This is a genomic window from Pseudomonas sp. LBUM1662 (assembly GCF_059695915.1).
Genome location: NZ_CP166793.1, coordinates 4,346,693 through 4,358,581, shown reverse-complemented (window position 1 = coordinate 4,358,581; position 11,889 = coordinate 4,346,693). Strand labels below are relative to the sequence as shown.

The following is an 11,889-nucleotide window of genomic DNA, read 5'->3' as shown; positions in this document are numbered from 1 at the left end:
GGTCGGTCACCTGAGAGTTAGTTGCTGTCACTGTCTTTGTTGTCGACGCGGTAGCCGAAGCTGAAGCCCACGCCCTGGAACAACACCACGTCTGCCAATTGCCGCGCGAGCTCACCGGCGCTGGCCAGTTTGGTCTTGGGCACATAGAGCATGTCGTCTGGTTGCAAGTACGCAATCTGCGACGCATCGCCGGCCAACGCTTTTTCGACGTCGTAGTGCACGGCCTGCACCTGGTTGCCGTTGCGGCGCATGATCACCACCGAATCAAGGCGCGCCTTGACGTTGGAGCCTCGGGCCAGGGTTAGCGCTTCAAGCACCGAGACCGGCCGGCGGATCGGGTAGGAACCCGGTTGGCCGACTTCGCCCAGCACATAGATTTCGTTACCCGCCGTGGACTTCAGCAGCACGTCGACGGTCATCCGCCCCGGCAGCTTCGCGTAGCGTTGGTTGAGGAAGGTTTCCAGTTGATTGACGGTCATGCCTTGCAACGGCACGGCGCCGATTTCTGGGAAGCTGGCGTAGCCGTCGGTGCCCACGGTGATCTCCCGGCTCATGCCGGTCGCGGGGTGGTTCAGCGCACTTTTGAGGTTCGACTCGTTGCTCAGCGGGCTGATGACCTGCACGGACAGCTGGTTGCGGTTAGGCTGGAACAGCTGTTTGCGCTGATAGGCGCGCTGGATTTCTTCACGCGCCTGTTCGGAGGTCAGCCCGGCGATCTTCACCGAGGTGTTGGCGCCCGGCAGTTCAATGGAGCCATCGGGCAGCACCAGTTGATTGCCGTTGAGCTGGCTGGCGGCGGTGAAGTTCAGGCCGATCTGGTCGCCGGACTGGATGCGGTAGGCGTCCGAGCCGCTGGTGCTGATGTGGAAGATCACATCCAGCACGTCCTGTGGCCGCAAGGTCTGTTCGACCTTGGGCATGTCGGTGGCCTGGGCGTTGGCCGGTGAGGCCGTGAGGATATTCACCGGCATGGTCTGGGTTTCGGAAGTGCTGGAGCAACCTGCAAGCGGCAGCAACAGCAGGACAAGCATTTTGGCGTTCATGTCGTCATCCTTTTCTGATTGCTTACAGGTTTTTGTACAGCCACTTCGGCATGTAGTACTTGCGTCGGTTGAACACGCTGCCGACCAGTTTCGCGCCGGCCTGGGTCAGGCGCTGAACCGCCGCCTGGGCCACTTCCCAGCGCGTGTCTTCGGAGCGCACGACCATGATCACGCCGTCCACCTGGGTGCTGATGATCATGGTGTCGGCGGCGGAATACACGGCGTCGCCGTCGATCACCACAAAGCGATACTGACTGCCGAGCTGATCGAGCAACGGGCCCAGGCGTTCGGGTGTCAGGTGTTCGGTGCCGCGCACATACCGGCCGTTAGGCAAGATGTGGAAGGGCAGGCTGGACACGTTCACCACGCAGTCCTGCAACAACGGCGGGCTCTGGGTGTTGAACAGCAGGTCGCGAAAACCGCGCTCCTTGGTCAGCCCCAGTTGCTGCGTGAGGTTGGTCGCCGACTGGCTGGCATCGACCAGCAGCACCTCGCCGCTACTCATTTGTGCCAGCTGACTGGCCAGCGCCAGGGCACTGGTGGTCGTACCTGCGCCGGGGTTGGCGGCGGTCAGAAATAGGATCCGCAGATCTTGATCGAGCACGGTCGACGTCAGGTTGGACTCGCTCGGGTTGGCAATGCTTAGGCTTTTGGCTGATGAACCGTCCATTTAACTCGCTCCGTGGCCGCTGAATACTTTGAAGGGGGTTTTCAACAGGATCTTCAGATCAAGCAACAGGCTCTGCTCGGCGATATAGCTGAGGTCCAACTCAACGCGCTGGTCGAAGTCGATATTGCTGCGCCCGGAGATCTGCCAAAGGCCGGTCATGCCGGGGTAGATGCTCAGGCGTGCAAGGTGATTGTCCTTGTAGCGGTAGGCGTTGAACGAGGTTGGGCGCGGGCCCACCAGGCGCATGTCGCCCATCACCACATTGATCAGGTTCGGCAGCTCGTCCAGGCTGCTGCGCCGCAGGAAACCGCCGATGCCGGTGATGCGCGGGTCCTTGTCGATCTTGAAATCGATCGCGTCGGCACCGTGCTTGTTCAGGTGGCGCAGGGACTCCTTGAGCTCCTCGGCGTTGGCCACCATGGTGCGGAACTTGTACATGCCGAACTTGCGACCGCGGTAGCCCGTGCGTTTTTGCACGAACATCACCGGTCCCGGGCTGCTGAATTTGATCGCCAGTGCCAGGCCCAACAAGATGGGCGAGATCAGCAGCAGAATCAGCAGCGCACCGACGCAAGCGACCACGCGGTTGGTGCGTGACAGCGTCCACGGCCGACCGCCATCACGGCCGGTCATCCAGCCACGACCCTGCATATGGATCGCGGTGTCGAGACGCATTCGGTGCTCTGGGTCCAGACGCTTGTCTCGACGCATCTGTTGCAGGGGCACCGTTTTTTCATGTCCAGTCATAGAATCCTCCGCTGAAGTTCAGCCGCTAGCGGCGCGTGGGCGATAGGCAGTGGGTAGTAGTCGCGGAACCAGGCGATGAAGCGCCCGAGTCCTTCATCCAGCTCAATACAAGGCTGAAATCCGGTTGCCCGAGCCAGGTCGCTGGCATCGGCGCAGGTGTTGAGCACGTCGCCCGGCTGCAGCGGCAGCAACTCGACGAGGGCTTTTTGTCCAAGGTGTTTTTCCAGCAGCGCCAGGTAATCCTTGAGCTCCACCGGGTGTTGCCCGCCGATGTTGAAGATCCGCCAAGGTGCCATGCTGCTGGCCGGGTCCGGTTGTTCACGGTCCCATTCGGCGTTGGCGTGCGGTGGACGCTCGATCAGGCGCGCGATGCTCTCGATGATGTCGTCGATGTAGGTGAAGTCGCGCTGGTGCTCGCCGTAGTTGAACAACTTCAGCGGCTGCCCTTCGGCAATCGCCCGGGCGAACTGGATCGGCGACATGTCCGGCCGTCCCCACGGCCCGTACACGGTGAAAAAGCGCAGGCCGGTGCACGCAATGCCGAACAAATGGCTGTAGCTGTGGGCCATCAGCTCGTTGGCTTTCTTGGTCGCGGCGTACAGCGACAGCGGGTGGTTGACGCCATCCTTCACCGAGTAAGGCGTGTGCTGGTTGGCGCCGTACACCGAACTGGACGAGGCGTAGATCAGGTGCTTGACCGGGTGGTTGCGGCAGCTTTCGAGGATGTTGAGGAACCCGCTCAAATTGCTGTCGAGGTAGGCCCGAGGGTTTTCCAGCGAGTAACGCACCCCGGCCTGGGCCGCGAGGTGAATCACCACCTCGGGTTGTTCTCGGACAAACAGGGCCTCGATGGCCGGACCGTCGGCCAGGTCAACCGTCGCGAGCTGGAAAGCGCCGACCTGCTCCTGCACCCAATCCACGCGATCGTGTTTGAGTTGCGGGTCGTAGTAATCATTGAAATTGTCGAGGCCGAACACCTGGTGCCCGTCACGGATCAGCCGCAACACGCAATGGGCACCAATGAAACCGGCCGCTCCGGTGACGAGAATCTTCATGGTCGCGGCGCCTCGGGAACAATGTGCCGCAGGCCAATGCCGCTGTAGTGCAAACCGGCCGCCGCCACTTGTTCCGGGTTGTAGAGGTTGCGACCGTCGACAATGACCCGCGAGCGCAGTTTGCTCGCCAGCAAGTCAAAGTCGACCACACGGAAGTTCTTCCACTCGGTGCAGATCACCAGGGCGTCGGCATCTTCCAGGGTGTCGTCGCGGGTGGCGCACAGGTGCAAGTTATTGCGGTAGCCGTAAATGCGCCGGCATTCGGACATGGCTTCCGGGTCATAGGCCTGCACGCTCGCGCCTTCGGCCCACAGCGCTTCCATCAGGTAACGGCTGGGGGCTTCGCGCATGTCATCGGTGTTGGGCTTGAACGCCAAACCCCAGATCGCGATGGATTTGCCGGCCAGCCCGTTCGGGAATTGCGCTTTCAGTTTGCTGAAGAGGATGTGGCGCTGGCTGTCGTTGACGTCGGTGACGCTACGCAGCAGACGCAACGGCATGCCGTTGTGTTCGGCGGTGTGCAGCAGGGCGCGCAGATCCTTGGGGAAGCACGAGCCACCAAAACCGCAACCCGGGTAGATGAAGTGATAACCGATGCGCGGGTCCGAACCGATGCCTTTGCGCACCGCTTCGATGTCGGCCCCCAGCAGTTCGGTGAGGTTGGCCAGTTCGTTCATGAAACTGATGCGCGTGGCGAGCATCGCGTTGGCCGCGTACTTGGTCAGCTCGGCGCTGCGGTTGTCCATGAACATGATCTTTTCATGGTTGCGGCAGAACGGCGCGTAGAGCTCGCTCAGCTGGCCGCGGGCTTCGTCATCATCAGTGCCGACGATGATCCGGTCCGGGCGCATGCAATCGGCGAGGGCGCTGCCTTCCTTGAGAAACTCGGGGTTGGAGACCACCCGCACATTCAGTGCGCTCTTGCCACGGCGAAGCAGTTCTTCGTTGGCGGTGGCAGCCACCTGGTCTGCGGTGCCGACCGGCACGGTGGACTTGATGATCAGGGTGCGATCGGCCTCCATGTAACTGGCGATCTGGCGGGCCACATTCAGGACGTGGCTGAGGTCGGCGGAACCGTCTTCATCGGCGGGCGTGCCGACGGCGATGAAAATCAGCTCGGCGTGTTCGACCGCATCACTGGCCTGGGTCGTGAACAGCAAACGGCCGGCCTTGATGTTCTCTTCCAGCGTACCGGACAACCCCGGTTCGCTGATCGGCGGTACTGCCTGTTGCAGTTGCTTGATCTTGTTCGGATCGATGTCGACACATAAGACACGATGTCCGACATCGGCCAGTGCCGCTGCTTGTATCAGGCCGACGTAGCCCGTACCAAATACGCTCACGTCCATATTGGCGTGCCTCGTAAGACGGTGGAAAGAACTTAAATAAGACTGTCAAAAGGGGTATAGCCCAGCGTTGGGAAAACGTGTCAGCAAAATGACATGTTGCGCTGCTATAACAGGCCCATTTTTGGGGCGTTTTGCCATCAAGTGCTTGCCACTGCTGGATTTGCCGCGGTTTTGACGGGTTTTTCACTTTTCCAAGAAAACGATAAACGGTCGTAGGGCATGAAACACAAGGGTTACAGCCGGTCAGGTGTGTCAGATTTGAGTCAACGTTTTTTTGACGCTTTGTGTAAAAACCCGACATTTCTTGCGCTTTGATGGCCCGGTGCTAGTGTCAAAAAATGGCCGACAATCTATTGGCCAACGGACGGCCACGAGCATCGGAAATACTATGATTCGATACCTCAAAGAACTGCTCTTAGTTATCTATTTAGTTAAGAACTACGACTATTACCTGGAACGCCTGAGCGCAATGGGGATCGGTTTCCCGGTGCTGCTGTTTGGCGGGATGTTTATCGCGTTGACCGTGGCGCTTTTCATGACCGCGTACATTCGCCAGACACTGATCCGTCATGTGTTTGCCCTGACGATGTTTGTCTCGGCGGTGTTTTTCGATGTCTATACGCGGGTCACGGCCGACTACCTGACGTACAGCAGCTTCGTCTCGCTGGTGTATTCCGGCGGGTTCATTCAGGAGGCGGCGTACCAGTACCGCGACGCGATCATCAGTGGCGTACTCGGCGGCTTGTTGCTGCTGTTCGGCATCGGGCTCAAACCGCGTCGGCGCATGCCGTTGCCCGGTGCGTTGCTGGTGGCGGCGCCGGTGCTCGGGGTGCTGCTGCTCAGTGCGGTGTTGTTCGTGCGAGCGGGCGAGGGCGCCCGTGGCCTGCCGATCATGTACACGCCGCTGGCCTATTTGAACCTGTTCACCTATGAGGCCCTGCACAACACCGTCGGCCCGCGCGAGCCGGTGAGCCTGGCGCGCAACGACGCACCGCCGGGGCACGACATCGTGCTGATCATCGACGAAAGCATTTCCGGCAATTACCTGGACATCAACGCGCCGTTCGGTGTGCACAGCAACCTCAAGGAACCGCGTCCGGGCGTCGCGATCTTCAATTACGGTTATGCCGCTTCCATTGCCAATTGCAGCGCCGACACCAACATCACCCTGCGCTACGGCGGCACCCGCGCCGACTACATGCGCATCAACAGCACCCTGCCGTCGATCTGGCAGTACGCGAAGAAGGCTGGCCTGCGCACCGTGTACATCGATGCCCAGCGCACCGCTGGCAACTTGCAGAACCTGATGAACGAAACCGAGAAAAAGGACATCGACGAGTTTGTGCAATTCGACCAGACCAGCGTGCGTGATCGCGACATGGCGGCGGCGGCGAAGCTGATCGAGCTGCTCAACGACGGCAAACCGGAACTGGTGGTGGTCAACAAGGTAGGCGCGCATTTCCCTGTGCACGACAAATACCCGGATGCGTTCATGGCCTATCGCCCGACCTTGCCTCGCGGCCAGTTTGTGGAGATCGCAGACACCGGCAAGCGCGATGGATTCAACGGTCAGCCGGACGATTGGGTGCTTTACCGCAATGCCTACAAGAACACGCTGCTGTGGAACGTCGGGGAGTTTTTCTCACGGGTATTTGCCCAGGCGGACATGAGCAATGCGCTGCTGATCTACACATCTGACCATGGGCAGGACCTGCATGAACGGGGTAACCCCGGGTTGAATACGCACTGCGGGGGAGATCCGGTGGAGGAGGAGGGCCTGGTGCCGCTGGTGGTGATCCAAGGCGATCAGTTGCGCACACTGGATTGGCAGAAAGCGCTGGCCGCGAACAAGGACCGGTCGAGTCACTACAACATTTTCCCGACGCTGTTGCAGTTGATGGGTTATGACCTGGCGGGGATCGAGTCGGTGTATGGCAAGCCGTTGAGCGTGCCGACGGCGGACGACTTTACGTTCAACTATCGGTTCAATGCGCGGCTGGGGGCGAAGCCGGAGTGGAAGCACATTGATCTGAAGAGCATTGTGACGCCGGGGCAGGCGGCGACGAGTGTGGCGGTGGGGCAGTGAGGTTTCGGGTTGTCTGATCTGGCCTCATCGCGGGCAAGCCTCGCTCCTACAGTGGTTTGCGGCGTTCATAAAACCTTTGTAGGAGCGAGGCTTGCCCGCGAAGAACGATAACGCGGTGCCGCTACCGTCCGCTATCCTAGGCGCTCTCACTTCAGCGAGCCTCCCTTCATGCTTCAGGTCCAGGGCGTCTTCAAAAGCTACGCCACTCCGCAAGGCCCGTTGCCGGTGCTGCAAGGTGTCGACCTGACATTGAAACCCGGCAGCAGCCTGGCGCTGATGGGCGAGTCGGGCAGTGGCAAGAGCACCTTGCTGCACTTGATCGCCGGGCTGGACAAGGTCGATCAGGGCAGCATCCGCAGCGGCGAACATCGGCTGGACCAGATGAGCGAAGGGCAACTGGCGAACTGGCGGCGGACTGAAATCGGCCTGGTGTTCCAGCAGTTCAACCTGATCGGCAGCCTGCGTGTCGAGGACAATCTGGCGTTCCAGGCGCGGCTGGCCGGGCGGCATGATCCGCGCTGGCAGGCGCATCTGGTGCAGCGACTGGGCTTGAGCGATTTGCTGCGGCGTTATCCCGAACAACTCTCCGGCGGGCAACAGCAGCGTGTCGCGTTGGGCCGCGCCCTGGCGTCGCAGCCAAAACTGCTGCTGGCCGACGAGCCCACCGGCAGCCTCGATGAAGCCACCAGCGATGAGGTGTTGCAGTTGCTGCTGGAATTGCTCGACGACAGCCCGACCACCTTGTTGATGGTCACGCATAGCCACCGCGTCGCTGAACGGCTGGCGGAAAAAGTCGTGTTGCATCGCGGCCGTCTGGCTGGCGCGGGCGAGCACTGAGGTGCGAGTCTTTCGCGAAACATTGCGCGCGCTGCTCAGCCATTGGCGGCAGCACCCGGTGCAATTTTTCAGTGTGCTGACCGGGCTCTGGCTCGCCACCAGTTTGCTGACCGGCGTCGAGGCGCTCAACAGCCAGGCGCGGGAAAGTTATGCGCGAGCCAGTCAGTTGATCGGCGGCGAACCGCAGGCCAGCCTCAGCGCGCCCAGTGGCGCGACCTTCCCCCAGCAACTGTTTGTCGACCTGCGCCGCGCGGGCTGGCCGGTCTCGCCGGTGCTGCAAGGGCGGGTGACGCTCAAGGGCCATGAAGACCAGCGTTTGCAACTGATGGGCATCGAGCCGGTGTCGCTGCCGGCCGGTTCGGCGGTGGCGGGGCGGTCGTTGGCGATCGAGCAGATTGTCGAGTTCTTCACCCCGCCGGGCCGCACCTGGATTTCACCGCAGACTTTGCAGACGTTGGGTCTGCAGGAAGGTGCAGAGCCGCTGAGTGTGAGCGGTGTGGCATTGCCGCCGCTGCAGGTGCAGACCGACATGGCCCCCGGCATATTGCTGGTGGACATCGGCTATGCCCAGCAGATTCTCGGTCTGCCGGAGCAACTGTCGCGCCTGCTGCTGCCGAAGGATTTCAGCGCGGCACTGCCCGAGCAATACAAAGGCCAGTTGCAGCTCAAAACCAGCGGTGAAGAAAACAATCTTTCGCGGTTGACTGAAAGCTTTCATTTGAACCTCGATGCCTTGGGATTTCTATCCTTCGTGGTCGGCCTGTTCATCGTCCACGCCGCGATCGGGCTGGCGCTGGAGCAACGCCGAGGCTTGCTCAGAACCCTGCGCGCCTGCGGGGTCAGTGCACGAATGCTGATCGCAGGCCTCGCCGTTGAACTGGGGGCTCTGGCGCTGATCGGCGGGATTGCCGGCGTCGTCAGCGGCTACTTGCTGGCCAGCGTGCTGTTACCGGATGTGGCCGCCAGTCTGCGCGGTCTGTACGGCGCCGAAGTGGCGGGGCAGTTGAGCCTCAGTCCGTGGTGGTGGTTCAGCGGTGTGGGCCTGAGTCTGCTTGGCGCGCTGCTGGCCGGTGCCAACAGTCTGTTGCGAGCGGCGCGCCTGCCGTTGCTGGCCCTGGCCGATCCGCAAGCCTGGCATCAGGCGCACGCGCGCTGGTTACGCCGTCAGGGTTGGGTTGCGGCACTGGCCGCTGTCATCGCGCTTGTCGCCTTGTTCTGGGGTGACAGCCTGGCCAGCGGTTTTGTGCTGATGGCGGCGCTGTTGATCGGCGCCGCACTGGCCTTGCCGGTGGTACTCAATCTGGTCTTGAACCTGGCGTTGAGCCGCAGTCATTCGGTACTCGGCCAATGGTTTCTCGCCGACTGCCGTCAGCAACTGCCGGCGCTGAGCCTGGCGCTGATGGCGTTGCTGTTGGCACTGGCGGCGAACATCGGCGCCGGCAGCATGACCGCCGGTTTTCGCGAGACCTTCAGCGACTGGCTCGAACAACGCCTGACCGCCGAACTCTACGTCAATCCGCAAAACCCGGCGCAGTCCCGAGAGCTGCACACCTGGCTCAAACAGCAGCCTTCATTGACCGCCGTGCTGCCCAACTGGCAGGTGTCGATCCAGCTGCAAGGCTGGCCGGCGGATATCTTCGGCGTGATTGATCACCCGACCTATCGCCAGCATTGGCCGCTGCTGGAAGCCTTGGGTGACACCCCCTGGGACCGCTTGGCCAAGGACGATGCGCTGATGCTCAGCGAGCAACTGGCCCGGCGCTTGAAGGTGCGACTCGGCGATCACCTGACCATTCCCACGCCGGGCGGCCCGTGGTCGCCGCGGATCGTCGGGATCTACGCCGACTACGGCAATCCCAAGGGCCACCTTCTGGTGAACGCCAACCACCTGCTGCGCGGCTGGCCGCAGCTCACGCCCAATCGTTTCAATCTGCGCATCGAACCGGCATTGATTGCGCCATTCCTCAAAACGCTGCAAACGCGTTTCACCCTGGACGACAGCCGAATCGTCGATCAGGCCCGACTCAAGGGCTGGTCCACGCAAGTCTTCGAACGCACCTTCGCCGCCACCGCCGCGCTCAACAGCCTGACCCTGGCCGTTGCCGGCGTGGCGCTGTTCATCAGCCTGCTGACCCAGAGCCAGAGCCGCCTCGGCCAACTCGCGCCGCTGTGGGCGCTGGGCGTGACGCGGCGACAATTGATGCTGCTCAACCTCGGACAAACCTGGTTGCTGGCGGTCCTGACACTGGTGCTGGCGTTGCCGTTGGGGATTGCGTTGGCGTGGTGCCTGGACACGGTGATCAACGTGCAGGCATTCGGCTGGCGATTGCCGTTGCGGGTGTTTCCGTTGCAGCTGTTGCAATTGATGGGGCTGGCGTTGCTCGCGACCTTGCTGGCGTCGGCGTGGCCGCTGTATTCGCTGTACCGCACGCAACCGGCGGACCTGCTGAGGACGTTTGCGCATGAGGATTAAGGTCGGCTTGTTGCTATTGGTGTTGTTGAGCGGCTGCGATAACCCGGCGCCTGACGAAAAGGGCTTCGCAGGTCTTGGGGGGGAAGCCTCCGTGTTCACACCCGTAATACCCGGGCGGGAATTCAGCTTCCCGGCAGACCACGGTCCTCACGACGGTTTTCGCATCGAATGGTGGTACGTCACCGCCAATCTCAAGGACGATCAGGGCCGCGAGTTTGGCGTGCAATGGACGTTGTTTCGCAGCGCGTTGAAAGCTGTTCCGGAGCAACAGGGTTGGGGCAACCAGACCATTTGGCTGGGGCACGCGGCCGTGACGTCGGCCACCGCCCATCATGCGGCCGAACGCTACGCCCGTGGCGGGGTGGGTCAGGCCGGTGTGAGTCTCACGCCGTTCACTGCCTGGATCGACGATTGGCGGTTCAGCAGCCAGGGCGCCGATGCCTTGGCGGATCTGCAACTCAGCGCGCGGGACAAGGGCTTCGGCTACCAATTGCGGCTGACGTCCACCCGTCCGCTGGTGCTTCAGGGTGACAAGGGATTCAGTCAGAAATCCGAACAAGGGCAGGCGTCGTATTACTACAGCCAGCCGTTTTTCCAGGCCAGTGGCGCGTTGGAAATTGACGGTAAAACCTATCAAGTCAACGGCCCGGCCTGGCTCGACCGCGAGTGGAGCAGCCAGCCACTGACCGCCAATCAAACCGGTTGGGACTGGTTTTCGCTGCACCTGGACAGCGGCGAACAGGTGATGCTTTATCGCATGCGGCAAAAGGACGGCGCGCCGTACCTCACGGGCACCTGGATCGATGCCCAAGGCCAGACGCAATTGCTGCACGCCGACGATATCCTCCTTACCCCGCAAGACACCGCCAACGTCGCCGGGCGTTCAATGCCCATACGCTGGTCAATCAAAATCCCCTCCAAACACCTCGACATCACCCTCACCGCCCTCAACCCCAACGCCTGGATGGACCTGCGCATCCCCTATTGGGAAGGCCCCGTCCAATTCAACGGCGGCACCGGCTACCTCGAAATGACCGGCTACTAAACCCCTGCAGAAACCTGTAGGAGCTGTCGAGTGAAACGAGGCTGCGATCTTTTGATCTTGCCCCCCCAAATCCCCCGGAACTCCAATCGCCGCACAACCCTCTACCCTAAGAATCCCCCGCAGGTAATCACTCATGAGCGAAGACCTCAAACCACCCGACCTCTATGCCTGGCAACGCCTGTTCGAAGACAAGGCCTACTGGCAGCAATCCCCCGACGCCCATTACAGCGAACTGCTACGGGTCGCCGACGACTTGCTGGGGCAGGGCGCCATCGACCTGGAGCAATGGCAGGCCTTGAAAGCCAAGGCCGAACAATCCCACAAAGACTCGCCCGCGGTGAACGTCGCCCAAGAAGTCGATGACCCCGAAGCCTGAGGAGAACCACCATGAAACCCCAATCCCCCGACACCGCAGAACACCCGGACGAGCCGCGACCACCGGGCGAAGTCGAGCGCGATAACGACGCCCTGCGCCCCACCGACCCGACCCGGCGTAAGGAAAGCGGCAAGGGCACGCAAAGCGGCGAATCCACCGCGCAAGAAACTGCAAAAACTCCCTGAACTGCGTCTATGCTGAATTGCAC

At 61.6% G+C, this 11,889-nt stretch carries 11 protein-coding genes; 6 read left to right on the top strand and 5 right to left on the bottom strand.

The genetic code is table 11. The features are described from left to right. Positions 1-17 precede the first annotated feature (17 nt). From ACA049_RS19745 to ACA049_RS19725, 5 genes are read right to left on the bottom strand one after another with little or no spacing between them, the layout of a single operon-like run. A complete protein-coding gene (locus ACA049_RS19745; protein WP_497329115.1) occupies positions 18-1,043 on the bottom strand; it encodes a polysaccharide biosynthesis/export family protein in 1,026 nt (341 codons plus the stop codon). A 22-nt stretch (positions 1,044-1,065) separates the two neighbouring features. Continuing rightward, positions 1,066-1,713: a CpsD/CapB family tyrosine-protein kinase gene (locus tag ACA049_RS19740; RefSeq protein ID WP_497329113.1), complete on the bottom strand. Its 648-nt coding sequence runs from the start codon at positions 1,711-1,713 to the stop codon at positions 1,066-1,068. Beyond that, entirely contained in the window at positions 1,714-2,460 is a 747-nt protein-coding gene (locus tag ACA049_RS19735) for a sugar transferase (protein ID WP_497329111.1), read from the bottom strand. Then, positions 2,457-3,515 (bottom strand): NAD-dependent epimerase, encoded by a 1,059-nt coding sequence (locus ACA049_RS19730; protein WP_497329109.1) that lies wholly within the window; start codon positions 3,513-3,515, stop codon positions 2,457-2,459. The genes ACA049_RS19735 and ACA049_RS19730 overlap by 4 nt, the downstream gene beginning before the upstream one ends. Next, positions 3,512-4,864 carry a UDP-glucose dehydrogenase family protein gene (locus ACA049_RS19725; RefSeq protein WP_497329107.1) on the bottom strand — a complete coding sequence of 451 codons (1,353 nt, stop codon included), beginning with the start codon at positions 4,862-4,864 and terminating at the stop codon, positions 3,512-3,514. Before ACA049_RS19725 ends, ACA049_RS19730 begins: the two co-directional genes overlap by 4 nt. A gap of 388 nt (positions 4,865-5,252) precedes the next feature. Here ACA049_RS19725 and ACA049_RS19720 point away from each other — a divergent pair, with 388 nt between their 5' ends. The 6 genes from ACA049_RS19720 to ACA049_RS19695 all read left to right on the top strand — a co-directional run bounded on the left by ACA049_RS19720 (position 5,253) and on the right by ACA049_RS19695 (position 11,866). Beyond that, entirely contained in the window at positions 5,253-6,950 is a 1,698-nt protein-coding gene (locus ACA049_RS19720) for a sulfatase-like hydrolase/transferase (protein ID WP_497329104.1), read from the top strand. A gap of 168 nt (positions 6,951-7,118) precedes the next feature. Beyond that, entirely contained in the window at positions 7,119-7,787 is a 669-nt protein-coding gene (locus ACA049_RS19715) for an ABC transporter ATP-binding protein (protein ID WP_497329102.1), read from the top strand. A 1-nt stretch (position 7,788) separates the two neighbouring features. Beyond that, a complete protein-coding gene (locus ACA049_RS19710; protein WP_497329100.1) occupies positions 7,789-10,260 on the top strand; it encodes an ABC transporter permease in 2,472 nt (823 codons plus the stop codon). After that, positions 10,250-11,305, top strand: coding sequence for a lipocalin-like domain-containing protein (locus ACA049_RS19705; protein ID WP_497329098.1), 1,056 nt, complete (start codon positions 10,250-10,252; stop codon positions 11,303-11,305). The genes ACA049_RS19710 and ACA049_RS19705 overlap by 11 nt, the downstream gene beginning before the upstream one ends. A gap of 133 nt (positions 11,306-11,438) precedes the next feature. Next, the gene (locus ACA049_RS19700) at positions 11,439-11,681 is read left to right on the top strand and encodes a hypothetical protein (RefSeq protein WP_497329096.1); all 243 of its coding nucleotides are present in this window, start codon (positions 11,439-11,441) and stop codon (positions 11,679-11,681) included. Positions 11,682-11,692: 11 nt separating this feature from the next. Continuing rightward, entirely contained in the window at positions 11,693-11,866 is a 174-nt protein-coding gene (locus tag ACA049_RS19695; RefSeq protein WP_497329094.1) for a hypothetical protein, read from the top strand. Positions 11,867-11,889: the final 23 nt, after the last annotated feature.